This window comes from Citrobacter sp. Ce104 (assembly GCF_030334595.1).
GTDB classification, from domain to species: Bacteria; Pseudomonadota; Gammaproteobacteria; order Enterobacterales; family Enterobacteriaceae; genus Citrobacter; species Citrobacter europaeus.
In genome coordinates, this window is sequence record NZ_JAOWDP010000064.1 from 323,002 (window position 1) to 347,197 (window position 24,196).

Sequence of the window (24,196 nt, forward strand, 5' to 3'; positions counted from 1 at the left end):
GAGATGGCACGCACATTTAAGATCTTATCGCCTACGGCTATCCTGGGTTATGGCTTCCCGGAAGAAAGTTTTCGTAAAGCCATGGAAGAGTCACCGGATCTTATTGCTGTTGACGCAGGTTCCTCCGATCCAGGCCCCCACTACCTGGGGGCAGGTAAACCCTTTACCGACCGGGCCGGCGTGAAACGCGATCTGCGCTATATGATTGTGGCGGGCGTTAAGAACAACATCCCTGTCGTGATCGGCACCGCCGGTGGTTCTGGCGCAGCTCCGCATCTGGAGTGGTGTCGCCAGATAATCCATGAGATCGCACAGGAAGAAAAACTGTCCTTCTCAATGGCGCTGATCCCGTCTGATGTCGACAAAGAAATCGTCCATCAGGCACTGGATAACGGCAAGATTACTGCGCTCGATTTTGTGCCTGAATTAACTCACGAGGCAATTGAAGAGAGCACCTACATTGTCGCGCAGATGGGCGTCGAGCCTTTTCAGCGTGCGCTAGAAGCTGGCGCGCAGGTGGTCCTGGGCGGACGCGCCTACGATCCCGCCTGCTTCGCCGCGCTGCCGATAATGCAGGGCTTTGATGAAGGTCTGGCGCTTCATTGCGGTAAGATCCTTGAGTGTGCTGCCATTGCTGCCACCCCAGGCTCTGGCTCAGATTGTGCGATGGGGATCATTGACGACAACGGCTTTACGCTGAAGGCGTTCAATCCCAAGCGTAAGTTCACAGAAACGTCCGCGGCGGCGCACACGCTGTATGAGAAGTCCGATCCGTACTTCCTGCCAGGACCAGGCGGCGTACTGAACCTGAAAGCGTGCACCTTTACCCAGGTTAACGAGGGTGAGGTGTATGTCAGCGGTTCACGTCATGAAGAAACACCGTATGCGTTGAAACTGGAAGGCGCGCGTCAGGTTGGCTTCCGCTGCCTGACCATCGCCGGAACGCGCGACCCGATTATGATTGCCGGGATTGACACCATTCTCGAAGAGGTACAGGCAAGCGTTGCGCGTAACCTCTCACTGAATGACGACAGTATCCGCATGACGTTCCACCTGTATGGTAAGAACGGCGTGATGGGCAACCATGAACCAATGAAAACCGCCGGTCATGAACTGGGGATTTTACTGGATGTCGTTGCGCCGACACAGGATATCGCCAACAGCGTTTGCTCGCTGGTGCGCTCTACCCTGCTGCATTACGGCTATGAAAATCGTATTGCGACCGCGGGCAACCTCGCCTTCCCGTTCTCGCCATCTGATATTCAAAGTGGACCGGTGTATGAGTTCTCGATCTATCACCTGATTGAAGCGAGCGATGCGCTGCGTTTTGATTTCCACATTGAACAGGTGACGCCAGAAGGAGTTCAGGCATGAAACACTCAATTTGTTCACTGGCGCAGGTTATTCGCTCCAAAAACGCCGGACCGTACGAACTGGTTTTAGATATTTTATTTAAAACCAGGGAAGACTATCAGCGGGTAAAAGCCTGCGAGCAATTAACGCCGCAGCTGATTGCCGGTTTATATAACGTTGAACCAGACTTTATTCATAATATCGTGTGGTTCGATCCGGCGAATGCCGTAAAAATAGTCATGCCGCGCGATATTATTTCCGGCAACGTTGGTGACAATGATGTTTATGGTGCGCAGCAACACGCCCCATTATTAAGTATTGAGTTCGACTTGTAACAAAAAACACAATAACAACCATTGGAGCACAGAATTCAGCGGTATCACAGTGCTTCGAATTATTCATGCGGTTGGTCACAACAGGCGTGCGTCTGAGCTGCTGTCCAGGCTCAGGCGCGCACCACCCTACACAATTCCAATTACCAGCCTTTATCCGATGGAGTACACATGAAGAAAATAAGTTTAACGAAGATGATCATATTAGGCCTGATACTCGGCATGATTGCCGGGGTGGCCATAAATAATATGGCCGCGGCTGAAACAGCAAAATCCTATGCAGCAGATATTTCCATTTTCACCACTATATTTTTACGCATGGTGAAAATGATTATCGCGCCATTGGTTATTTCAACTCTGGTTGTTGGTATTGCCAAAATGGGCGATGCCAAAACGCTGGGACGTATATTTTCGAAAACCTTCTTCCTGTTTATTTGCGCCTCTCTGGTGTCAATTGCACTGGGTCTGGTTATCGTTAATATTTTCCAGCCAGGCGCTGGCATCAACTTTGTTCCGCATGACGTCGGAGCTGTTGCCGCCGTTAAATCAGAGCCGTTTACGCTGAAAGTGTTCATCTCGCACGCAGTGCCGACCAGTATTGTCGACGCAATGGCGCGTAACGAAATTCTGCAGATCGTGGTGTTCTCAATTTTCCTCGGTTGCAGCCTGGCCGCAATTGGTGAAAAAGCCGAACCGATTGTGAAGGTTCTGGATTCACTGGTGCACGTAATGCTGAAACTGACTGGCTACGTCATGCTGTTTGCGCCACTGACCGTTTTTGCCGCTATTTCAGGTCTGATTGCCGAACGTGGTCTGGGCGTGATGGTCAGCGCCGGGATCTTTATGGGTGAGTTCTACCTGACGCTGGGTATGCTGTGGGCGATCCTGATTGGCCTGTCAACTATGATAGTCGGGCCTTGCATCGCACGTTTAACGAAATCAATCCTCGAGCCGGCGCTGCTGGCCTTTACGACCTCCAGTTCTGAAGCCGCCTTCCCGGGCACGCTGGACAAGCTGGAAAAATTCGGTGTTTCTTCAAAAATCGCCAGCTTCGTTCTGCCTATCGGTTACTCCTTTAACCTGGTTGGATCCATGGCGTACTGCTCCTTTGCTACCGTCTTTATTGCCCAGGCGTGCAACATCGAACTGAGCATGGGCGAGCAAATTACCATGCTGTTAATCCTGATGCTGACCTCTAAAGGGATGGCGGGCGTACCGCGTGCATCCATGGTGGTTATCGCCGCAACCCTGAATCAGTTCAATATCCCGGAAGCCGGTCTGATCCTGCTGATGGGCGTCGATCCGTTCCTCGATATGGGTCGTTCCGCCACCAACGTCATGAGTAACGCAATGGGTGCTGCCATCGTGGGCCGTTGGGAAGGTGAACACTTCGGCCAGGGTTGCCGTGGAACAGCGCCAGTGAAGACCCCGGAGCAGGAACGCCCGGTTACCGAAACAGAAGTCGCTTTGTCCTGATACTACGTTAATGCCGGATGGCGCTTGCGCTTATCCGGCCTACATAACGTTTAACTATCCGTAGGCCGGATAAGACGGTACGCCGCCATCCGGCACCAAGATGAGCACACCAACAGGAAAGCACCATGACTAAAACTCTTCTCGGCGTGAGTATTTTTTCCTTCAGCGTTTTGTTTAGCGCAACGACTCTCGCGCAAACCACGCCGGATTACGCAAAGCTTATCGACCAGGCGCATCAAAAATATAAAAGTAACAACGATGGTAAAGTCGCCGACTACATCCCTGCCCTGGCGACCTACAGCCCGAATAATTTTGCCATCACCATTGCCACGGTGGACGGCAAGATCTATCAGGTTGGCGATGTTAACAAACCCTTCCCAATGGAATCCCTGAGTAAAGTCTTCACCATGGCGCTCGCCATGGAACAGCACGGTCCTCAGGTCGTGCTGGATAAACTCGGGGCCAATGCCACCGGCATGCCTTTCAACTCCGGTTTAGCGGTTGAGCTAACCAAAGGCGCGCCAGAGAACCCGCTGGTTAACGCCGGGGCGATGAGCGCCGTAAGCCTGATTGAAGCCAAAGACAAAACCGATCGCTGGAACAAAATCCTCGACAACCTGAACGTCTGGGCCGATGCCAAACTCACGGTTAACGAGCCGGTTTTCCAATCCGAGATGGAAACCAACCAGCACAATCAGGCGCTGGCGAAGCTGATGGAATCCTATAACAGCTTCTATGGCAACACTGACGAAGCCGTCGAAATTTATACCCGCCAGTGCTCGGTAGATATCACCGTTGAGCAACTGGCCAAAATGGGTGCTGTACTGGCGAACAAAGGCAAATCTCCATTCAACGGCAAGCAGTTGTTGAATGAAAAATATGTTCCACAGGTGCTGGCAGAAATGGCGATTGCCGGACTGTACGACGGCAGCGGTAAATGGCTGTACACCGTTGGCATCCCGGCGAAAAGCGGCGTCGGCGGCGGAATGGTGGCCATTGTCCCGGGGGAATATGCGATTGCCGTCTATTCTCCGCCGCTGGATGAAGCCGGTAACAGCGTTCGCGCCCAGAAAACAATCGAATACGTCGCTGAAGCGACGCAGGCCAATGTCTTTTTAGCAAAATAACTTGATGCCGGATGACGCTTCGCTTATCCGGCCTACGAGTAGCGCATTTATTTACGCCGTGATGCGGCAAAAATGAAGAGGTGAGAAGTAAACATGTCTAAACCATTTGTCTGGCAGGAACTCTTTGTTCAGAGTAAAGATAATACAGAATATGAATTACTGAGTAACCAGCACGTAACGGTCTCGGAGTTAGACGGAGAGGAAGTGATTAAGGTTGCGCCAGAAGCGTTAACCTTATTAGCACAGCAGGCGTTTTATGAGGCTTCATTTTTCCTGCGCGCCGGACATTTAAAACAGATTGCCAGCATTCTGCACGACCCTCAGGCCAGCAGTAACGATAAGTACGTCGCATTACAACTGCTCCGCAATGCTGAAGTTTCGGCCAAAGGTATCCTGCCCAACTGTCAGGATACCGGGACAGCAACCATTGTGGCCTGCAAAGGACAACATGTCTGGACTGGCGGCGATGACGCAGAAGCATTAAGCAAAGGCGTGTACACCACCTTCATCGAAAACAACCTGCGTTATTCGCAAAATGCCCCGCTGGACATGTATACCGAGGTCAATACCCAGACTAACCTGCCGGCACAAATCGACATTAGCGCCACGCCGGGCAACGAATACCGTTTCCTGTTCGTCAACAAAGGCGGTGGCTCTGCCAACAAAGCGGCGCTGTACCAGGAAACAAAATCCATTCTGCAGCCGGAAAAACTCACCGCGTTTCTGATCGAAAAAATGAAATCACTGGGCACAGCCGCCTGCCCGCCGTATCACATCGCTTTCGTCGTTGGCGGCTTGTCCGCCGACCAGGCGCTCAAGGTTGCCAAACTGGCTTCAACCAAATATTACGATAACCTGCCCACCAGCGGCAACGAACTGGGTCAGGCATTCCGCGATACAGCACTGGAAGCCGAGCTGCTCAATGCCAGCCGTGAATTTGGCATCGGCGCGCAGTTTGGCGGCAAATACTTTGCCCACGATATCCGGGTTATTCGCCTGCCACGTCACGGCGGATCCTGCCCTATCGCGATGGCCCTCTCCTGCTCAGCCGACCGCAACATCAAGGCCAAAATTAACAAACACGGAATCTGGCTGGAGAAACTCGAGCATAATCCGGGCAAATTCATTCCTGATTCACAGCGAGTAGAAAACGGTGCCCAGACCGTACAACTGGATCTGAATCGTCCGCTGCGCGAGATCCTGCATGATCTCTCCACCCTGCCAATAGGCACGCGTTTGTCGTTAAGCGGCCCGATTGTTGTCGCTCGCGATATCGCCCACGCTAACATCAAAGCGCGACTGGATAACGGCGAACCGATGCCGGAATACATGAAAAAGCATATCGTTTATTACGCAGGTCCCGCCAAAACCCCGGAAAATCAGGCCTGTGGCTCAATGGGTCCCACCACCGGCGGGCGTATGGATGGGTATGTCGATGCTTTCCAGGCGCAAGGCGGCAGCCTCATTATGCTCACCAAGGGTAACCGCAGCCAGCAGGTCACTGATGCCTGCCACAAACACGGTGGATTTAGCCTCGGCAGCATTGGCGGTGCCGCAGCCCTGCTGGCGCAGCAGTACGTGAAAAGCCTGCAGTGCCTTGAGTATCCCGAGCTGGGAATGGAAGCGGTGTGGATGATGGAAGTTAAAAATATGCCTGCCTTCGTATTGGTGGATGACAAAGGCAATAATTTCTTTAGCCAGTTTGAACAGCAGCATCGCTGCGCAACCTGTCCGGCAGGACATTAAGGAGTCATCATGGAAGCGCGAGCCAATAATGACAGGCACCGCCAGCGTCAGCAGAAACTGAAAGAACAAGTTGATACCCGCGTGGCGGCGGCAACGGAGAAAAAAGGGATCCTGATTGTCTTCACTGGCAACGGTAAAGGCAAATCCACCGCAGCCTTTGGCACAGCAACGCGCGCGGTTGGTCACGGAAAAACCGTTGGCATCGCGCAGTTTATTAAGGGACAGTGGGATAATGGCGAGTACAACACGCTGCAACCTCTCGGCGTCGAATTTCATATTATGGGCACCGGATTTACCTGGGAAACCCAAAATCGGCAAGCGGATATTGAGGCGGCGACGGTAGTCTGGCAGGAAAGTAAGCGCATGCTGGCTGATGCGCAGTACGATCTAGTGGTGCTGGATGAGCTCACCTACATGCTGGCTTACCACTATCTGGATACCCAGGAGGTCATCAGCGCTATCGAAAATCGCCCTGCGGAGCAAAGCGTCATCGTTACCGGGCGCGGATGCCATGCGCTGTTGCTGGAGCTGGCCGATACGGTCAGTGAAATTCGCCCGGTCAAGCACGCGTTTGACAGTGGAATTCAGGCACAGGTTGGGATCGACTGGTAGTTGTTCTTTTGCCGGAGACGATGCTAAGGCGTCTTATCCGGCCTACCAATCTTGTAGGCCTGATAAGCCACCATCAGGCAGCCGATACCACGGATTTATTCAACAGCCAGTCGCGGAAGATCTGTAAATGCGCGGACTCCGATTTCTCTTCACGCCACGTCATGATGAAACGGTTCCCGGTGCGCATCGGAACATCGCAAGGAATGACCATATCACCACTATCCAGATCGTGTTGAATGGCAAAACGGGGAAGCAGCGCAACCCCAAGATTAGAACGGACCGCCGCAATCAGCATCGACAACAGATCAAATCTCGGGCCTTTATTGACCAGCGGGCTGCTGACGTCGGACAGCGCAAACCATTCCTGCCAGCCTTTGATTCGTGTGCTCTGGTGCAAGAGCGGGTATTCGTTCAGCAACTCTTCAACAGCCAGTTTCCGTTCCGGTTCGGCCAGCAGACAGCGGCTGCATACCGGCAGAATTTCCTCTTCAAACAGATACTCAACCCCTGACCACGGCGAGTAGAAGTCTTCGCGCATAATTGCCGCGTCATACTCACGATTGAGAAAATCACCCTTATTCGCCAGCGAATGGATGTTTACGATAATATCTGGATTGAGTTTGTTAAACTCGCGCAGGTTTGGGATCAGCCAGTGCGTACTGAACGTCGGATTCACCGCCAGCTCAATAACCTGTACGGTCGGCTGCCAGGTCATTATTGTGGTCGTATCGCGCTCGAGTTTATTTAACGTTTCCTTAACGATATTTAAATAATGTTTGCCGGCCGCATTTAAAAAAATACGTTTTTTCGCATGATTAAATAGCGCGGTATTAAGAAAATCCTCCAGCGCATTCACCTGGCGGAAAACAGCACTTTGTGTTAAAGCCAACTCTTCGGCTGCCCGGGTATAACTTTCGTGACGCGCAACCACTTCAAAAGTTACCAGCAACTCCGTCTTGGGTATTTTTCCTCTCATAACCTCTTCCATATGCAGCGTACAAAAATAGTTTAATAAATAAAAAATAATTCAAGACACCCAGATAAGCATCGAGAGTTATATTTTATTTTATCCATTGATGTCATTGATCCAATCCATGATTTACTCACACTGATGGCGGATAAATATTAACCAATAATACTCAAGCACAACAATAAACACAATTTAAATAAGGTTAAACCTAAGTAAATAGTGCCAATAAGTTCTTAATAATTTTTCAAGTCATCTTGTTTATTGCAGAAAAAACTTTGCGAGATTAATCAATATTATCCATGCGATAATTCTGGATAATTTCACGTTATAACTTACGGGCAAACGACTGCTTTTAATCATTCCTTGATGTAGTTTCTGCCACTTTTTGATAGACGTGATAAAGGACACACTGTGAAAACTTTCGGAAAGGTCTGGCTCGTTGGAGCAGGTCCCGGTGATATTTCATTACTGACTCTCAAAGCGATGATGTGCATTAAACAGGCTGACGTCATTATTTACGATCGGCTGGTCAATCCTAAAATTTTGGAATGGGCATTACCTGATTGCCTGCTCGTGAATGTCGGCAAAAACCCAGGCTTCCATTGTGTTCCCCAGGATGAAATCAATGCCCTGCTGGTCCAGTATGCCCACACGCATCACAACATCGTGCGCCTCAAAGGTGGTGATCCCTATGTTTTTGGCCGTGGGGCTGAAGAGGTAGAGGACCTGGTTGAGACTGGCATACCTTTCGAAGTCGTACCGGGTATTAGTTCTACTATTGGTGGCCTGACCTATGCCGGGATCCCAGTGACACATCGCGATTTTGCCTCCGGCTTTCACGTGGTAACGGGTCATACACGGGAAGGCAATCAGCAGCAGGACTGGCGTCAACTGGCGAAGCTTAACGGTACGTTGGTCATCGTCATGGGTATCGCCAATCTGGCGTTTATCTGTGAAGAGCTGTTGATGGGTGGGAAATCAGCAGACACGCCCGCCGCGCTAATTATGTCCGCGACCCGAGAAAATCAACGCCGCCTGACCTGTACGCTCGGTTCATTACTGAGTAAAGCTCAGGAAGCGAACATCCTTCCACCGGCGCTGATTGTCATCGGTGATGTAGTGACCCTGAGCGATCGGCTCTCTTTTATACCTGAAGCCATCACACTGCCAGAAAACCTTTACTGCGAAAGTCTGGCGTGACGAAAAGACTGGGGCGACGTTTGATGCGCCGCCCGAAAAACGCGGCAAAAGTAGCTGGTTTGTGCGTATTGCAGTTTCCGCGCAATACTGTCTATAGAATGAACCGGATCGTGTAATAACTCCCCCGCTTTTTGCATTCTTTTCTGACTTACCCAGGTTTTAAAATTAACGCCCTGGCGTTTCTTGAAAAACCGGCTGAAATAGTTTGCGCTTAAGCAAACATGAGCAGCGACGGCCTCCAAAGACAATTCACCATACAGATTTTCATCAATGTAACGCAGCGCCGCCATAAGTTTTTTCTCGTGACGCGAAGGTTCAGTAAAATAATGACGAGCGTAACGGGTTGGCGGAACTGAAATCTCCTCAGTAATCAACTGTTCTTTCTCAAAATTATCAACAATAAAACTTAACAAATTTGCTGCTGCCGCCAGCGCATTATTATCCACTACCGCAGACTGGCCCCACTTAGCTTTAAGCATGGGGTTATCAACCCATGAGAATTTATTATCAATAACGATAGCTTTATATTCCTGAAACTTTACCCGCACCTGCCCGCAGATAATAAAACCGTAAAGATGCCCCTCTCGAATTAATGGCATCGAGAACAGGCTTAGTCCCGCATGACAGGTGAGTATTCTGGGTTTAAGCTGTTTTAATGCCTCAAAAGCACAATACTTGTCGCATTTTTGGCAACCCGCTCGATAGCGTTCATCCGCACGCATTAATGAGCAAAACGAATTAAAATCATGACACTTAGACACCGCCTTACCATTAATATCAACGACGACCGTAGCTAACCCGGTTGCACGGGAGAAGAGTTCTGCGATAGAGAAAAAACGTTGTAAATAGTCATCCTGGATTTTCAGCGGCACGTTATCCTCCGGCATTAACAATATTTAAGCCGCTAATATGCAAAATTTAGTCTCAAGAAAGAATGATGCTCACCGCAAAAAATAATCTCATTTATGCAGATGATTATGATCAATTGGCAAGAGAATTATGCGACCACGATAATACTCCGTTGCACACCGCTGACTTCACTTTCTCAAAGATTAACGAATCTTCACACTCTCTTGTGAGACTCTTTTCGCAACACTCAACATCTATCTCTATTATTTTCAATAGATTACTCATTTTTACTGTGAATCAATGATGTGCTTATTTGTGATAATCATCATGTGAATGTGAAAGGCCCTCCTGAATAATATGTTCAATTAGCAAACAATCTGAACGGAGTTGATCCATGGCCGTCACCACAGGCGTTATCGCCGACGATTTCACCGGCGCAACGGACATTGCAAGCTTTATGGCGCAGCAGGGGTGGCGCGTTGCGCTATTGCCCGGAATGCCTGATCCCGCTCAATGCTGGAATGAAGAGGTTGACGCTATCGTCATCTCGCTAAAAAGCCGCTCTTTACCCGCAGAGCAGGCCGTCGCACAGTCTCTGTCCTGTGCCCGCTGGCTGAAACAAAAGGCAGGTGTCCGCCAGATCTATTTTAAATATTGTTCAACGTTTGACTCCACGCCAACAGGCAACATTGGACCAGTCAGCGATGCGTTGATGAACAACCTGCAGACTCCTGTGATCGTCCACTGCCCCGCCCTGCCGCAAAACGGGCGCACGGTGGTGCACGGCCATCTTTTTGTAAACGGCGTACTGCTTAACGAGTCCGGAATGGAAAAGCATCCGCTCAATCCCATGACCGATGCCAGCCTGCCGCGCCTGCTGAGCGCGCAAACGCCAGGCGCGGTTGGCTGCATCAACCTCAGGACGCTGCATCAAGGTGTGGAAGCGGTCACTAACGCTCTGGCCCAACTTCAGGCTGAAGGTATGCGTCACATTATCGTCGATACGCTGGATGAAGCAGATCTCAACACGCTGGCGCAAGCACTCCATGCCAGTCCTCTGTTAGCCGGGGGCTCCGGGCTTGGCGGCGCGCTGGCCGCCTGCGCCAGAGGTCAGCAACCTCAGCCGTCGGACGCTTTTCCACTGCCTGCCAAAACGGTGGTGTTCTCCGGTAGTTGCTCGGCGATGAGCAATCGTCAGGTTACTCGTTATAAGACAGCGGCAGCATCTCGAGTGCTCGATGTCGCTCGCTGCCTGTCTGGTGCAGAACGCTACACCGATGAACTGTGTGCCTGGACGATGACGCATATCAACGACCCATTCGCGCCGATGATATACGCCACCCAACCGCCAGACGTACTCACACGCATTCAACAGGAGTACGGCGAACAGGCTGCCAGCCAGGCAATCGAACACGCTTTTGCCCTACTGAGCGCCAGGCTACAGGCTGCAGGTGTAAACACCTTTATTGTCGCAGGCGGAGAAACATCCGGCACCGTGGTGGAAGCCTTGCAGGTGAAGCGTCTTTCCGTTGGCAAAGCCATCGCGCCAGGCGTGCCGTGGGTCTTTTCTTCCGGTCTGGCGCTGGCGCTGAAGTCAGGCAACTTTGGTGACGAAGATTTCTTTTTTACTGCCCAGGAGTACGCATTATGAATCCGGTGAGTGAACACCAACTGCGCGAACTACTCGTCCATTATGGCCGTTCCCTGTTTATGCGCGGCTACAGTAGCGGCGGTTCCGGCAATCTCAGCGCCAAACTGCCGGATGGCGGCTATCTGGTGACCCCGACCAACTCCTGTCTGGGCGAGCTTAATCCGGCCACGCTAAGTCGGCTTGATGCCAACGGCGTTCATCTAAGCGGTGACAAACCCTCAAAAGAGGTGCCCATGCATCTGGCGTGGTATCGGCATCGCCCATCCTGCGGCGCGGTCGTGCACCTGCATTCTCCATGGCTGACCGCGCTCTCCTGTCTGCCGTGCACCACGCCGAAAAACTGTCTGCCGCCATTAACGCCGTACTACGTGATGCGCGTCGGGCAGTTGCCGCTGCTGCCTTATTTCAAGCCAGGCCATGAAGGTATTGCCAGCGCGCTGAGTGAAATTGCAGCAGACCATACGGCAGCGCTGCTGGCCAATCACGGGCCGGTAGTAAGCGGTCGCTCGCTGCGTGAGGCCGTGTTTAACGCCGAGGAGCTGGAAGACAGCGCCCGCATCTGGCTGACGTTAAAACCGCTCGGCTATGTTCCGCTCTCAGAAGAGGCGGTGGCCGAACTTGAACATTCCCGACAAGCGTGAGGCGAGATGATGATCCCCGAGCAACGACGTGATTTTATCTACCGCTACGTGCACGAAAAAAATGCCGCCTCATTTAATGAACTGGCAGATTTGATGAGCGTGTCGCATATGACCGTGCGCCGCGACATTCAATTGCTGGAAGAAGAAGGCAAAGTTATCGCCATTAACGGCGGTGTGAAGCTCAACAACCTGTTGAAATCGGAACTGCCATGGCGGGAAAAAGCCGAGTTGAATCATGACGTGAAGCGCAAAATGGGCCAGCTTGCCGCAATGCTCATTGAGCCCGGACAAACGCTGTATCTGGATGCCGGAACGTCGTTGTTTGAAGTGGCGAAAGCGGTCGCCGCCAGCCACTGTTTCAATCTGACGGTAGTCACCAACGATTTTTCCATCAGCCACTATTTGATGGATATGCCGCACATTACGCTCTATCACACCGGCGGTCTGGTGGATCAACGTAACCGCTCATGTCTTGGAAAAAGCGCCGCCAGTTTTCTGCGTACCATTAATATTGACGTGGCGTTTCTGAGCTCCTCGTCATGGGATACCGAACGCGGTATGTCGACACCGAGTGAAGGGAAAGCCTCGGTCAAAGAAGCGGTGCTCACCGTCTCCCGGCGTCGGGTGTTGGTCTGCGACAGCAGTAAGTTTGGTAAATACGGCATGTTTCACATCTGCGGTCTGCAGCAGTTGACCGACATTATTTCTGATAACCGGTTACCGGAAAACGCTCAGCAAACTATTGCCAGTCAGGGCGTTAAGCTGCATCTGGTTGATGGCCGGGAGGGTGCGCGCCATGCTGAAGTTAGCGGCTAATCTAGACTGGTTGTTTACAGATTTACCGATAGCGGCGCGATTTGCGGCGGCGCAGGCGGCCGGTTTTCGCGGCGTAGAAGGGCTGTTTCTCTGGCAGCACCCGCTGGAGCATTTGCGAGCCGCTCAGCGGGAAACATCCCTGCCGGTGGTGCTGATGAACGCCCCGGCTGGCAACTGGGCGCAAGGTGAACGAGGGCTGGCCGCACAGCCCGATCGAGACAAAGAATTTCGCCATAGCCTGAACGTAGCGCGCGATTATGCCACGGCGCTGGGCTGTCGCCGGGTTCACGTTATGGCCGGCTTGCGCTGCGACGACCTGACGCTACACGCCCAGCGCGATCTCCTGACGAACCGGCTGCGCATCGCCTGCGATGTGATGGCAGACGCGGAAATCGATGTACTGATTGAACCATTAAATTCGCAGGATATGCCCGGTTATTTTATTGACAGCTTTCCGCTGGCCGAGTCAATTATTCACGAAGTTGCCAGGAAAAATATCGGCTTACAGTTTGATATTTACCACTGTCAGAAAATTCATGGCAACGTGGCGAAAAATATCGAACGCTATTTTACCCTTATTAAACATTTTCAAATCGCTTCTGTTCCTTATCGTCATGAACCGGGAACCGGGGAATTAAATGAAACATGGTTATTTGATTTTATAAGAAAAATGAATTACCAGGACTGGATTGGCTGTGAATATCAACCGTCAACATCAGGGCCCGACTCATTAAACTGGATGACGCCTTACCTATAATTTTAATATCTCTGTACCGGAGGAAAAATGTCGGATACTGTTATTATTTCGCTGGCACCTGTTGCCGCGGATTGCCCCAGAGTTATACCCGAAGAACTGGCGCAGGAAATACTCGCCAGCGTAGAACATGGCGCGTCCATCGTGCATTTACACGTTCGCGATAAACAGGGACGCCTGACACCAGATACTACCGACTTTCAGGCAACCATCGACCGCGTCATGCGCCATTCGGACCTGATTATTCAGGCTTCTACCGGCGGCGTCTCTTCAATGTCCATCGCCGAACGCTGCGCGCCACTGGACTGCCCCGGCGTGGAAATGGCTTCGCTGAACGTCGGTTCCGTCAACCTTGGTGATGCGGTGTACTTTAATCCCGCTCCGGATGTGGAATATTGTTCCCGGCAAATAACCGAACGCCATATTATTCCAGAGTTTGAAGTTTTTGAAATCGGCATGATTAATAACATCCTGATGCTTGAAGATAAAATAAAATTTCAAAAACCCATGCTCTTTAATATCGTTCTCGGTCACCGCGGCAGTACGCCTGCTACCGTTGACGCATTAATTGCTTTGCGTAGCATGATCCCACGCGACGCCTTATGGGGAATTACCCATTTTGGCAGAAAGAATTTCGATATTATCGCTGCTGCCGTCGCTATGGGGGCCAGTGAAGTGCGAATCGGCTTTGAAGATAGTTATTATTTAAGCACCGAAGAAAAAGCGCAGCATAATTATCAGCAGGTCGCCAAACTCGCTACGCTCATTCAGAGTATGGATAAAAAAGTCGCCACACCGGAAATTGCGCGGCGCATGTTATCTATTCCTCCCCGGCAGCAATAACAACAGCAAGGACATTTCAACATGACTATGACCACTGTTATTCACAAAACCGGACTCGGCGTCAGCGTTGCGGGCGCGGCGTTGGCGATTATCGGCGCACTCATCCAGTCCGCGGCCCTGTGGCAGCCGGGGCTGGTGATGTTCACCGCCGGATTCGCCGCCGGTGCAGGCTACTGGCCTGGTTTACGCAGCTATCAGTTTACGCTGTGGATCATCGCCGGTTTTGTTGCCGCCATGACCTGGTCTACGGATCTGATCGTCTGGGGCGGTTTCAATATCACCCATAAATGGATCGTGTTCCTCGTGATTCAGGCCACCATGTTCAGCATGGGCACTAAGCTAACGATCCAGGATTTTATTGATGTCGCCAAAATGCCGTGGGCCGTGTTTATCGGTACCTTCTGCCATTTCGTGATCATGCCCCTGCTCGGCCTGACCATCACTCTGGTATTCAATTTTCCGCCTGAAGTCGCGGTAGGCATTTTATTGATTGGCGCTTGCCCCAGCGGTCTCTCGTCGACGGTGATGGTTTACATCGCCAACGCCAACCTCGCGCTGGCGGTGTCAATCGCCGCCGTCTCAACGCTGGCGGCAACGGTGATGACGCCGCTGTGGGTTAATCTGCTGGCGGGTTCGATGATCGATATCCAGCTCACCGCGATGGTGATGGACGTGGTGAAAATCGTATTAATTCCCATCGGCGCGGCAATTCTGCATGACTATCTGAAAACCTATGCAGGCGTACGCGGTCGCCGTGTTGTGCAGGTGCTTGCCGGGATCGGCGCACTTTGGCTGCTGTATATGATTGCCGGCGGCTGGGACGCGCTGTTTGGTCACGCCAGCGCCGAAGCGCAGATGTACGCGGTAGTCCTCAACTTCGTGGCAGGCGGTCTCGTCTGGGCATTGTTCTACAACTGGCTGTATGGCCGCGTGGCGGGCGTGAAGAAGGTCATGCCAACCATCTCAATGATGGGGATCATTTTCTTTACCACCACCGCCGCCGCAGCCGGACGCGACAACCTGGTACAGGTCGGCTTCCTGCTCTGCTTCGCCATGTTGATGCACAACCTCGGTGGTTTCCTGATTGGCTATCTGATGAGCCGCTGGATCTTCCGCATGGACGTGCAGTCTGCCCGTACCGTGGCCTTTGAAGTCGGACTGCAAAACGGCGGTATGGCGTCCGGGCTTGCCGCGGCGATGGGCAAACTGGCAACCGTTGGCCTCGCATCAGCGGTGATGACACCGCTGGGCAACGTTAGCGGCTCGCTGCTCGCCAACTACTGGCGCAAAAAAGACGCCAGACAGGCGCAGGCAGCTGCAGCCAAAGATCCCGTTCAACCCGCTTGCGAAAATCTGTCGAAAGGATAATCACGATGACAACTCTCACTCTGGGACACGCCCTGCGCGCCGTAACCTGTGCGCTAGAGCTCGCCGAAACATGTTACGCAGATCGCCCATTAAGCGTGGCCGTATGCGATACCAATGGAGAACTGCTTAGCTTTGCGCGGATGGATAACGCCAAACTGTTAACCATCGAGTTAACCCAGCGTAAAGCGCGCACCAGTAGCCGCCTGGGTTGTACAACGCAGGCATTTTTACAGCGTCTGCAGAAAGAGCAACTGGATATTAGCTATTTTGCCGACCCGCGTTTTACAGCGCTGCCGGGCGGGATCCCGATTCTGCACCAGGGGAAATGCCTCGGAGCCGTCGCGGTAGGCGGTTTATCCGCACAGGAAGATCATGATGCAGCGCTGGCCGTCGCGGAAACGTTACTCAAGGAGATTGCCCAATGAAAAAAGTCGCCATGCTGCATACCAGTGCAGCCACGCTTGCGATGATGCAACAACTGATCGCCGACATTATGCCGGACGTGGAAGTTATGCACCTGGTTGAAGAATCCATGATCAAGCAGGTAATGAAGGCCCAGGGCGTGACGCCAGATATTGCCGCTCGTATCGCCGACTATGTGCATATTGCTGAAAAGGCGGACTGCGATATCTTTATTACCGCCTGTTCCTCAATTGGTACTGCGGTGGAACAATGCCAGTTTATGACCACACTCCAGCTCGCGCGCATTGACTGCGCGATGGTGGAAGAGGCGATTGAAAAAGGCGAGCGGATCGCCGTGCTGGCTACCGTCGCCACCACGCTGAAGCCGACGCTGGATTACGTGCAGCGCAAAGTCCAACAGAGCGGTCAGCAGCGCACTATCACGCCGATATTAATGGAAGACGCCTTCCATGCGCTGTTAGCAGGAGATATGGACACCCATGACCGTATCGTCAGTGAAGGATTACAGAGCGCCTTTAGCCAGGCGGATGTCGTGATGCTGGCGCAGGCCTCGATGGCGCGGGTGTTACGGCAGCTCCCTGCCCCGCCGGTACCGGTAATGACCTCACCGGAAAGCGGCATTCGCTGGCTGAAGGCGCTGGCGGAAAGCTGAGTTACGGGCAAAAAAAAGGCCATCATCAGATGGCCAACCATGTCGAAACGGGACCAGCCCTTGACTATGCAGAGAGTCAGGGCTGTTTTTTTTAGTTCTTACTTAATAACGGTTTTCAGCGCTTCGCCAATATCGGCCAGGCTACGAACAGTTTTCACGCCTGCGGCTTCCAGCGCAGCAAATTTCTCATCCGCCGTACCTTTACCACCTGCGATGATTGCCCCCGCGTGTCCCATACGTTTGCCTTTCGGCGCGGTAACGCCAGCGATGTAGCCCACAACCGGCTTGGTCACGTGATCTTTGATATAAGCCGCCGCTTCTTCTTCCGCGCTGCCGCCGATCTCACCGATCATGACGATCGCTTCAGTCTGCGGATCTTCCTGGAACAGCTTCAGGATGTCGATGAAGTTAGAGCCAGGGATCGGGTCGCCGCCGATGCCCACACAGGTAGACTGGCCGAAACCGTAGTCGGTGGTCTGCTTAACCGCTTCATAGGTCAGCGTACCGGAACGGGAAACGATGCCCACTTTACCCGGCTTATGAATATGGCCCGGCATGATGCCGATTTTGCATTCGCCCGGGGTGATAACGCCTGGGCAGTTCGGGCCGATCATGCGCACGCCGGCTTCATCGAGCTTCACTTTCACGGTCAGCATATCCAGCGTCGGGATGCCTTCGGTGATGGTGATGATCAGTTTGATGCCTGCATCAATCGCTTCCAGAATGGAGTCTTTGCAGAACGGTGCCGGAACGTAGATAACGGTGGCGGTGGCGCCGGTCGCTTCTACCGCTTCACGTACGGTGTTAAACACCGGCAGCCCCAGGTGCGTGGTGCCGCCTTTGCCAGGCGTTACACCGCCGACCATTTGTGTACCGTAAGCAATCGCTTGTTCAGAGTGGAATGTCCCCTGGCTACCGGTGAAGCCCTGGCAGATAACCTTGGTATCTTTATTAATTAAAACTGACATTATTTCCCCTCCACTGCGGCAACAACCTGCTGAGCTGCATCCGTCAGACTTTTCGCTGCAATAATATTCAGGCCGCTATCAGCCAGTTTTTTCGCGCCGAGTTCAGCGTTGTTACCTTCCAGACGGACCACGACCGGAACGTTAACGCCCACTTCTGCTACCGCGCCGATGATACCGTCAGCGATCAGGTCGCAACGTACGATACCGCCGAAGATGTTAACCAGTACGGCTTTAACATTGTCGTCAGAGAGAATAATTTTGAACGCTTCAGTTACACGCTCTTTGGTCGCACCGCCGCCCACGTCGAGGAAGTTAGCCGGTTCGCCGCCGTGCAGCTTAACGATGTCCATGGTGCCCATTGCCAGGCCCGCGCCGTTAACCATACAACCGATGTTGCCGTCCAGTGCGACGTAGTTCAGTTCCCACTGTGCAGCCTGCGCTTCACGGGGATCTTCCTGAGACTGGTCGCGCATTTCACGCAGGTCAGCCTGGCGGAACAGCGCGTTGCCGTCAGCGCCCAGTTTGCCGTCGAGGCAGATCAGGTCACCCTGTTTGGTCACCACCAGCGGGTTAATTTCGATCAGCGCCAGGTCGCGCTCCAGGAAGATAGTCGCCAGACCCATGAAGATCTTGGTGAACTGTTGAACCTGCTTACCTTCCAGGCCCAGTTTGAACGCCAGCTCACGGCCCTGGTAAGGCATCGGACCTGCCAGCGGATCGAGCGCCACTTTGTGGATCAGGTGCGGGGTTTCTTCCGCCACTTTTTCGATTTCCACGCCGCCTTCGGTGGAGGCCATGAAGACCACGCGACGGGAGCTACGGTCAACAACTGCGCCGAGGTAGAGTTCTTTACCAATGTCGGTCGCGGCTTCAACCAGAATCTGATTTACCGGTTGACCATGGGCGTCTGTCTGGTAAGTAACCAGACGTTTACCCAGCCAGTGCTCAGCAAAAGCGCGAATGTCTTCTTTGCTGTTTACCACCTTCACACCGCCCGCTTTACCACGGCCACCAGCGTGAACCTGACATTTCACTACCCACGGGCCTGCGCCAATTTTTGATGCAGCTTCTTCGGCTTCACGCGGAGTAGTACAGGCATAACCCACCGGTGCCGGTAAGCCATAGCGGGCAAAAAGTTGTTTTGCCTGATATTCATGTAAGTTCATGTGTTCTGTCCATCCTTCAGGTAATCGTTATCTTTTACCCGTAGGCCTGATAAGCGTCCAGACCTACGGGGCAGGTGATACTCTTATTAACTACACGTCCAGCAGCAGACGCGTTGGATCTTCCAGCAACTCTTTAATGGTTACCAGGAAGCCCACTGACTCACGACCATCGATCAGACGGTGGTCATAAGACAGCGCCAGATACATCATCGGCAGGATTTCAACCTTGCCGTCTACGGCCATCGGACGATCTTTGATGGCATGCATACCCAGGATGGCGCTCTGCGGTGGGTTGATGATCGGCGTAGACATCAGGGAACCGAACACGCCACCGTTAGTGATGGTGAAGTTACCGCCCGTCAGATCTTCGACCGTCAGCTTGCCGTCGCGACCTTTAACTGCCAGTTCTTTGATATTTTTCTCGATATCAGCCATACCCAGCAGATCCACATCACGCAGGACCGGCGTGACCAGGCCACGCGGCGTGGAAACCGCCATGCTGACATCAAAGTAGTTGTGGTAAACCACGTCATCGCCGTCGATGGACGCGTTCACTTCCGGATAGCGTTTCAGCGCTTCAACGACCGCTTTCACGTAGAAAGACATAAAGCCCAGACGGATACCGTGGCGTTTTTCGAACGCGTCGCCGTACTGCTTACGCAGATCCATGATTGGCTTCATGTTGACTTCGTTGAACGTGGTCAGCATGGCGGTGGAGTTTTTCGCTTCCAGCAGACGCTCGGCTACGCGTTTGCGCAGACGGGTCATCGGAACACGTTTTTCACCACGAGCGCCCAGCGCAGGCTGTGCGGCTGGTGCTGCTGCCGGTGCTTTTGCTTCTGCTTTCGCAGCCGGAGCTTTGGCCAGATGTTTTTCAACATCTTCACGGGTGATACGACCGCCAACGCCGGTGCCGTTGATAGCGCTGGCTTCGAGGTTATGCTCACCCAGCAGGCGACGGATCGCCGGGCTCAGGGCATCGTTATTCTGCTCAGCAAGAGATGCCTGCTGGCGCTGCGCCGGGGTAGAATCTTTTTCTTCAGACTTGGCACTGGTCTCTTTACCGGTGCTGTTGCCTTCACGCAGGCGACCGAGGATCTGGCGAGAAGTGACGGTCGTCCCTTCATCTTCCAGAACCGCATCAAGAATACCGTCCGCTGATGCCGGTACTTCCAGTACCACTTTGTCAGTTTCGATTTCTACCAGTACTTCATCACGACGTACTGCATCGCCCGGTTTTTTGTGCCAGGTTGCAACCGTTGCATCCGCTACGGATTCAGGCAGGTCGGGAACAAGAATATCTACGCTACTCATTATTTATCCTTTATTTAATCGACGTTCAGCGCGTCATTAACCAGATCTTGCTGCTGCTTCTGGTGAACAGACATATATCCTACTGCCGGAGAGGCAGAGGCCGGGCGACCTGCATAACGCAGAGCTGACCCAAATGGAATTACTTCACGGAAATGATGCTGGCTGCAGTACCATGCGCCCTGGTTGAGCGGCTCTTCCTGGCACCAGACAAAATCATGTACATGAGCAAACGGTTTCAGCGCTTCCTGCACCGCTTTATGCGGGAACGGATAGAGCTGTTCGATGCGCACAATGGCGACATCTTTTTGGTCGTTTTTGCGGCGTTGCTCCAGCAGGTCGTAATAAACCTTACCAGAACACATCACGACACGCTTCACGCCTTTAGGGTCAAGTTCATCGACTTCGCCAATGGCTGGCAGGAAGGCGCCATTTGCCAGTTCGTCCAGCGTAGACACCGCCAGCGGATGACGCAGCAGCGACTTCGGTGACATCACCACCAGCGGACGGCGCATACCGCGCAGCGCCTGACGACGCAACATGTGGTAAACCTGTGCAGGGGTAGACGGGACGCAAACCTGCATGTTTTGCTCAGCGCAAAGTTGCAGATAACGTTCCAGACGCGCGGAGGAGTGCTCCGGACCCTGACCTTCATAGCCGTGCGGCAGCAGCATAACCAGACCACACATACGGCCCCATTTCTGCTCGCCGGAAGAGATGAACTGGTCGATAACCACCTGCGCACCGTTGGCGAAGTCGCCAAACTGCGCTTCCCAGATGGTCAGCGTACGCGGTTCTGCGGTGGCATAACCGTACTCGAACGCTAACACGGCTTCTTCAGACAGTACTGAGTCCCATACGCGGAACGTGCCCTGTCCGTTATGCACATGCTGCAGCGGCGTGTAGGTTGAACCGTTCGCCTGGTTGTGAATCACCGCGTGACGGTGGAAGAAGGTTCCGCGACCGGAATCTTCACCCGACAGACGAACCGGAATGCCTTCGTCGACCAGCGTGGCGTAGGCCAGATTCTCTGCGCCGCCCCAGTCGAACAGCTTCTCGCCTGCGGCCATGGCCTGACGGTCGCCGTAAATTTTGGCAACACGCGACTGCATTTCAACCGCTTCAGGCACGGTGCTGATGCGTTTTGCCAGCTCCTGCAGACGCTTCATCTCAACTTTGTTCGGGTAGTTTTCATCCCACTCATGGTTGAGGTACGGCGACCAGGTGAAGGAGTGCATATTCATTGGACGCCACTCTTTCACCACGCATTCACCAGCATCCAGCGCGTCACGGTACAGATTGACCATTTCGGTCGCATCTTCCAGCGTGGCGACGTTGTCCGCTTCCAGCTTGTCAGCGTAGATTTTACGCGGAGTCGGATGCTTTTTGATTTTCTGATACATCAGCGGCTGGGTTGCGCTCGGCTCGTCAGCTTCGTTGTGGCCGTGACGGCGGTAGCACACCAGATCGATGAAGACATCGCGTTTAAAGGTATTACGGAAATCCAGCGCCAGACGCGTCACGAAAGCGACCGCTTCCGGGTCATCCGCGTTGACGTGGAAAATCGGCGCCTGAACCATCTTACCGATGTCGGTGCAGTATGGTGTGGAACGCGCATCCAGCGGGTTAGAGGTAGTAAAGCCCACCTGGTTGTTGATGACGATGCGAACGGTACCGCCCACTTCGTAACCACGCGCTTTCGACATGTTCAGGGTTTCCTGAACTACGCCCTGCCCGGTAACTGCCGCGTCACCGTGAATGGTGATTGGCAGGACTTTATTGCTGCTCGGCTCGTCCAGCCTGTCCAGACGTGCGCGTACGGAACCGATAACCACCGGGCTAACGATTTCCAGGTGCGATGGGTTAAACGCCAGCGCCAAATGCACCAGACCGCCTTCGGTTTCGATATCCGATGAGAAGCCCATGTGGTACTTCACGTCGCCAGTGCCGAGGTGTTCTTTATGTTTGCCCGCAAATTCGTCGAACAGTTCCTGCGGGCGTTTGCCCAGTACGTTAACCAGAACGTTCAGACGACCACGGTGCGCCATGCCCAGCACCACTTCACGGGTACCGCTGTTACCAGCGTGGCGGATCATCTCTTTGAGCATTGGGATTAACGCATCACCGCCTTCCAGCGAGAAGCGTTTTGCGCCCGGGAACTTAGCGCCCAGGTAGCGTTCCAGACCTTCTGCTGCGGTCAGTTCGCTAAGGAAGCGTTTTTTCTCTTCACTACTGAACGCGGCACGGCCAGACTCGATACGCTGCTGAAGCCAGCGTTTTTCTTCGGTGCTGGTGATGTGCATATACTCGGCGCCAATCGGGCCGCAGTAGGTTTGTTTCAGCGCGACAACCAGGTCGCTCAGCTTCATCGTGTCTTTGCCGCCGGCAAAAGAACCTACGTTAAAGCTTTCCTGGAAATCCGCATCGGTCAGATCGTGGAAAGACGGGTCCAGATCGGCCACATTTTCTTGTTGCCACAGTCCCAGCGGATCGAGATTCGCATGCTGATGACCGCGGAAACGATAGGCGTTAATGAGCTGCAGGACTTTAACCTGCTTCACATTGGCATCAGGGTCGGAAATAGAAGAAGAGTAACGTGGGGTAATCAACGCCTGTCGACGGAAATAATCACGTGTTTTTGAGTGGAGTTGATCCGGTTTGACTCCGGTACCAGGTAACTGCTGGAACGTCGAACGCCAGTTAGCATCTACCGAGTCAGGGTCGGTTAAGAAGTCTTCATAGAGCTGTTCTATCCAGCTCTGGTTAGAACCAGAGAGGTAAGAAGAGTCCAACCAGGCTTTCAAAGCGCTGTTCTGCATCGTGATCCCTTAAGCATCTTTTCTGCTTATTTAATACTCTAAATAGATCACGTTTCAGGAAGGCGGCAAGCTTGCGAATCCCCGGGAGCTTACATCCAGTAAGTGACCGGGGTGAGCAAGTGCAGCCAACGCACATGCAACGTGATCTATGACGAGTATTTCGCCGTGGATACTACCACGCACACCGATGTGCGTGCCGGGGTTCACTTGCGAGCTCTTTTTATTTGGCTCGCGAAGGAACCTTTAAAAACTGTCAGAGATAAGAGGCAGTTTTTAGAGGTTTCCTGCACTTATATTGCCTGATGGCGCTTAGCTTATCAGGCCTACGGGATTTCACCTGTAGGCCGGATAAGACGCTACGTCGCCATCCGGCAACCACTACAACAACTTACGCACTACGTTTGAGCAGCATCGACTTAATATGGCCGATGGCGCGCGTCGGGTTCAGCCCTTTCGGACATACACTGACGCAGTTCATGATGCTATGGCAGCGGAATACGCTGAAAGCGTCACTTAAACCTTCCAGGCGGCTGTCGGTCTCGGTATCGCGGCTATCAATTAAGAAGCGATACGCTGCCAGCAGGCCTGCCGGGCCAATAAACTTGTCCGGGTTCCACCAGAATGATGGGCAGGACGTTGAGCAGCATGCACACAAAATACATTCATACAGCCCATCGAGCTTCTCACGCTGCTCAGGCATTTGTAAATGCTCACGAGCCGGCGGATTTTTCCCATTATTCAACAAGTAAGGCTTAATCTTCTCATACTGTGCGTAGAATTGCCCCATGTCTACCACCAAATCGCGCACAACCGGTAAACCTGGCAGCGGGCGAATGACAATTTTCTTGCCCGGCTGATTCAGCGCAGAAATAGGTGTGATACAGGCCAGTCCATTTTTGCCGTTCATGTTCAGACCGTCGGAGCCACAAACCCCTTCACGGCAGGAGCGACGAAACGACAGCGACGGATCTTTTTCTTTCAGCTGCATCAATGCATCCAGCAGCATCATGTCGCGCCCTTCTTCCGCCTCCAGGGTGTAATCCTGCATGTGCGGAGCGTCGTCAACATCCGGGTTATAGCGATAAACTGAAAACTCGAGTTTCATTGTCCTGTCTCCGC

22 protein-coding genes are annotated in these 24,196 nt (G+C 52.9%); 15 read left to right on the top strand and 7 right to left on the bottom strand.

From position 1 onward, the window contains the following. The first annotated feature begins 3 nt into the window (after positions 1–3). The 6 genes from OGW16_RS12230 to cobO all read left to right on the top strand — a co-directional run bounded on the left by OGW16_RS12230 (position 4) and on the right by cobO (position 6,646). Complete coding sequence (locus OGW16_RS12230; protein WP_043015640.1) at positions 4–1,374, top strand: acyclic terpene utilization AtuA family protein; 1,371 nt, start codon at positions 4–6, stop codon at positions 1,372–1,374. Further along, positions 1,371–1,688, top strand: coding sequence for a DUF4387 domain-containing protein (locus OGW16_RS12235; RefSeq protein ID WP_043015639.1), 318 nt, complete (start codon positions 1,371–1,373; stop codon positions 1,686–1,688). Before OGW16_RS12230 ends, OGW16_RS12235 begins: the two co-directional genes overlap by 4 nt. Positions 1,689–1,856: 168 nt before the next feature. Then, the gene (locus OGW16_RS12240; RefSeq protein WP_016152302.1) at positions 1,857–3,161 is read left to right on the top strand and encodes a dicarboxylate/amino acid:cation symporter; all 1,305 of its coding nucleotides are present in this window, start codon (positions 1,857–1,859) and stop codon (positions 3,159–3,161) included. A 125-nt stretch (positions 3,162–3,286) separates the two neighbouring features. Then, complete coding sequence (gene glsA / locus OGW16_RS12245; RefSeq protein WP_075144968.1) at positions 3,287–4,288, top strand: glutaminase A; 1,002 nt, start codon at positions 3,287–3,289, stop codon at positions 4,286–4,288. 93 nt (positions 4,289–4,381) lie between these two features. Beyond that, positions 4,382–6,034, top strand: coding sequence for a class I fumarate hydratase (locus OGW16_RS12250; RefSeq protein WP_100194111.1), 1,653 nt, complete (start codon positions 4,382–4,384; stop codon positions 6,032–6,034). A 9-nt stretch (positions 6,035–6,043) separates the two neighbouring features. After that, positions 6,044–6,646: a cob(I)yrinic acid a,c-diamide adenosyltransferase gene (gene cobO / locus OGW16_RS12255; protein ID WP_043015636.1), complete on the top strand. Its 603-nt coding sequence runs from the start codon at positions 6,044–6,046 to the stop codon at positions 6,644–6,646. A gap of 73 nt (positions 6,647–6,719) precedes the next feature. Here the strand turns inward: cobO and OGW16_RS12260 are convergent, their stop codons facing one another. After that, positions 6,720–7,622, bottom strand: coding sequence for a LysR family transcriptional regulator (locus OGW16_RS12260; RefSeq protein WP_043015635.1), 903 nt, complete (start codon positions 7,620–7,622; stop codon positions 6,720–6,722). 405 nt (positions 7,623–8,027) lie between these two features. Between OGW16_RS12260 and cobA the strand changes: the two genes are divergently transcribed. Then, positions 8,028–8,816, top strand: coding sequence for a uroporphyrinogen-III C-methyltransferase (cobA, locus tag OGW16_RS12265; protein WP_075144969.1), 789 nt, complete (start codon positions 8,028–8,030; stop codon positions 8,814–8,816). Here the strand turns inward: cobA and OGW16_RS12270 are convergent. Beyond that, positions 8,795–9,688 (bottom strand): PocR ligand-binding domain-containing protein, encoded by an 894-nt coding sequence (locus tag OGW16_RS12270; RefSeq protein WP_286518488.1) that lies wholly within the window; start codon positions 9,686–9,688, stop codon positions 8,795–8,797. The two genes, cobA and OGW16_RS12270, sit on opposite strands and share 22 nt — an antisense overlap. 371 nt (positions 9,689–10,059) lie before the next feature. On the opposite strand from OGW16_RS12270, the gene otnK reads away from it, so the two are divergent. Genes otnK through OGW16_RS12310 form a run of 8 tightly spaced genes read left to right on the top strand, consistent with a single transcriptional unit; the run spans position 10,060 to position 16,813 of the window. Then, on the top strand, positions 10,060–11,316 hold the full coding sequence (gene otnK / locus OGW16_RS12275) for a 3-oxo-tetronate kinase (RefSeq protein WP_172862836.1): 1,257 nt from the start codon (positions 10,060–10,062) through the stop codon (positions 11,314–11,316). Continuing rightward, a complete protein-coding gene (otnC, locus tag OGW16_RS12280) occupies positions 11,313–11,957 on the top strand; it encodes a 3-oxo-tetronate 4-phosphate decarboxylase (protein WP_047412567.1) in 645 nt (214 codons plus the stop codon). Before otnK ends, otnC begins: the two co-directional genes overlap by 4 nt. A gap of 6 nt (positions 11,958–11,963) precedes the next feature. After that, positions 11,964–12,773: a DeoR/GlpR family DNA-binding transcription regulator gene (locus tag OGW16_RS12285; protein WP_170928037.1), complete on the top strand. Its 810-nt coding sequence runs from the start codon at positions 11,964–11,966 to the stop codon at positions 12,771–12,773. Then, entirely contained in the window at positions 12,754–13,530 is a 777-nt protein-coding gene (locus tag OGW16_RS12290; protein WP_043015629.1) for a hydroxypyruvate isomerase family protein, read from the top strand. Before OGW16_RS12285 ends, OGW16_RS12290 begins: the two co-directional genes overlap by 20 nt. Positions 13,531–13,557: 27 nt before the next feature. After that, on the top strand, positions 13,558–14,370 hold the full coding sequence (locus OGW16_RS12295; protein ID WP_075144972.1) for a beta-keto acid cleavage family enzyme: 813 nt from the start codon (positions 13,558–13,560) through the stop codon (positions 14,368–14,370). A gap of 21 nt (positions 14,371–14,391) precedes the next feature. Then, complete coding sequence (locus OGW16_RS12300) at positions 14,392–15,738, top strand: bile acid:sodium symporter family protein (protein WP_043015627.1); 1,347 nt, start codon at positions 14,392–14,394, stop codon at positions 15,736–15,738. A 5-nt stretch (positions 15,739–15,743) separates the two neighbouring features. Beyond that, positions 15,744–16,163: a GlcG/HbpS family heme-binding protein gene (locus OGW16_RS12305; protein WP_080625540.1), complete on the top strand. Its 420-nt coding sequence runs from the start codon at positions 15,744–15,746 to the stop codon at positions 16,161–16,163. Then, positions 16,160–16,813, top strand: coding sequence for an aspartate/glutamate racemase family protein (locus OGW16_RS12310; RefSeq protein WP_087053007.1), 654 nt, complete (start codon positions 16,160–16,162; stop codon positions 16,811–16,813). The genes OGW16_RS12305 and OGW16_RS12310 overlap by 4 nt, the downstream gene beginning before the upstream one ends. Before the next feature lie 98 nt (positions 16,814–16,911). Here the strand turns inward: OGW16_RS12310 and sucD are convergent, their stop codons facing one another. From sucD to sdhB, 5 genes are all read right to left on the bottom strand, one after another. After that, on the bottom strand, positions 16,912–17,781 hold the full coding sequence (sucD, locus tag OGW16_RS12315; protein WP_003022929.1) for a succinate--CoA ligase subunit alpha: 870 nt from the start codon (positions 17,779–17,781) through the stop codon (positions 16,912–16,914). Continuing rightward, a complete protein-coding gene (sucC, locus tag OGW16_RS12320) occupies positions 17,781–18,947 on the bottom strand; it encodes an ADP-forming succinate--CoA ligase subunit beta (RefSeq protein ID WP_003022927.1) in 1,167 nt (388 codons plus the stop codon). The genes sucD and sucC overlap by 1 nt, the downstream gene beginning before the upstream one ends. Positions 18,948–19,037: 90 nt before the next feature. Then, positions 19,038–20,261 carry a 2-oxoglutarate dehydrogenase complex dihydrolipoyllysine-residue succinyltransferase gene (gene odhB / locus OGW16_RS12325; RefSeq protein ID WP_043015624.1) on the bottom strand — a complete coding sequence of 408 codons (1,224 nt, stop codon included), beginning with the start codon at positions 20,259–20,261 and terminating at the stop codon, positions 19,038–19,040. A 14-nt stretch (positions 20,262–20,275) separates the two neighbouring features. Next, positions 20,276–23,077, bottom strand: a complete 2,802-nt coding sequence (gene sucA, locus OGW16_RS12330) for a 2-oxoglutarate dehydrogenase E1 component (protein WP_043015623.1) — start codon at positions 23,075–23,077, stop codon at positions 20,276–20,278. 388 nt (positions 23,078–23,465) lie between these two features. Then, complete coding sequence (sdhB, locus tag OGW16_RS12335) at positions 23,466–24,182, bottom strand: succinate dehydrogenase iron-sulfur subunit SdhB (RefSeq protein ID WP_032948848.1); 717 nt, start codon at positions 24,180–24,182, stop codon at positions 23,466–23,468. Between the last annotated feature and the right edge of the window lie 14 nt (positions 24,183–24,196).

What these genes read in the sequence shown, in the direction of transcription:
- sdhB (WP_032948848.1), bottom strand. Translation starts at nt 24,182, where the DNA reads ATGAAACTCGAGTTTTCAGTTTATCGCTATAACCCGGATGTTGACGAC.
- OGW16_RS12295 (WP_075144972.1), top strand. Translation starts at nt 13,558, where the DNA reads ATGTCGGATACTGTTATTATTTCGCTGGCACCTGTTGCCGCGGATTGC.
- OGW16_RS12235 (WP_043015639.1), top strand. Translation starts at nt 1,371, where the DNA reads ATGAAACACTCAATTTGTTCACTGGCGCAGGTTATTCGCTCCAAAAAC.
- odhB (WP_043015624.1), bottom strand. Translation starts at nt 20,261, where the DNA reads ATGAGTAGCGTAGATATTCTTGTTCCCGACCTGCCTGAATCCGTAGCG.
- sucA (WP_043015623.1), bottom strand. Translation starts at nt 23,077, where the DNA reads ATGCAGAACAGCGCTTTGAAAGCCTGGTTGGACTCTTCTTACCTCTCT.
- OGW16_RS12285 (WP_170928037.1), top strand. Translation starts at nt 11,964, where the DNA reads ATGATGATCCCCGAGCAACGACGTGATTTTATCTACCGCTACGTGCAC.
- OGW16_RS12290 (WP_043015629.1), top strand. Translation starts at nt 12,754, where the DNA reads ATGCTGAAGTTAGCGGCTAATCTAGACTGGTTGTTTACAGATTTACCG.
- OGW16_RS12310 (WP_087053007.1), top strand. Translation starts at nt 16,160, where the DNA reads ATGAAAAAAGTCGCCATGCTGCATACCAGTGCAGCCACGCTTGCGATG.
- otnK (WP_172862836.1), top strand. Translation starts at nt 10,060, where the DNA reads ATGGCCGTCACCACAGGCGTTATCGCCGACGATTTCACCGGCGCAACG.
- OGW16_RS12230 (WP_043015640.1), top strand. Translation starts at nt 4, where the DNA reads ATGGCACGCACATTTAAGATCTTATCGCCTACGGCTATCCTGGGTTAT.
- OGW16_RS12240 (WP_016152302.1), top strand. Translation starts at nt 1,857, where the DNA reads ATGAAGAAAATAAGTTTAACGAAGATGATCATATTAGGCCTGATACTC.
- OGW16_RS12305 (WP_080625540.1), top strand. Translation starts at nt 15,744, where the DNA reads ATGACAACTCTCACTCTGGGACACGCCCTGCGCGCCGTAACCTGTGCG.
- cobO (WP_043015636.1), top strand. Translation starts at nt 6,044, where the DNA reads ATGGAAGCGCGAGCCAATAATGACAGGCACCGCCAGCGTCAGCAGAAA.
- OGW16_RS12250 (WP_100194111.1), top strand. Translation starts at nt 4,382, where the DNA reads ATGTCTAAACCATTTGTCTGGCAGGAACTCTTTGTTCAGAGTAAAGAT.
- OGW16_RS12260 (WP_043015635.1), bottom strand. Translation starts at nt 7,622, where the DNA reads ATGAGAGGAAAAATACCCAAGACGGAGTTGCTGGTAACTTTTGAAGTG.
- sucC (WP_003022927.1), bottom strand. Translation starts at nt 18,947, where the DNA reads ATGAACTTACATGAATATCAGGCAAAACAACTTTTTGCCCGCTATGGC.
- glsA (WP_075144968.1), top strand. Translation starts at nt 3,287, where the DNA reads ATGACTAAAACTCTTCTCGGCGTGAGTATTTTTTCCTTCAGCGTTTTG.
- sucD (WP_003022929.1), bottom strand. Translation starts at nt 17,781, where the DNA reads ATGTCAGTTTTAATTAATAAAGATACCAAGGTTATCTGCCAGGGCTTC.
- otnC (WP_047412567.1), top strand. Translation starts at nt 11,313, where the DNA reads ATGAATCCGGTGAGTGAACACCAACTGCGCGAACTACTCGTCCATTAT.
- OGW16_RS12300 (WP_043015627.1), top strand. Translation starts at nt 14,392, where the DNA reads ATGACTATGACCACTGTTATTCACAAAACCGGACTCGGCGTCAGCGTT.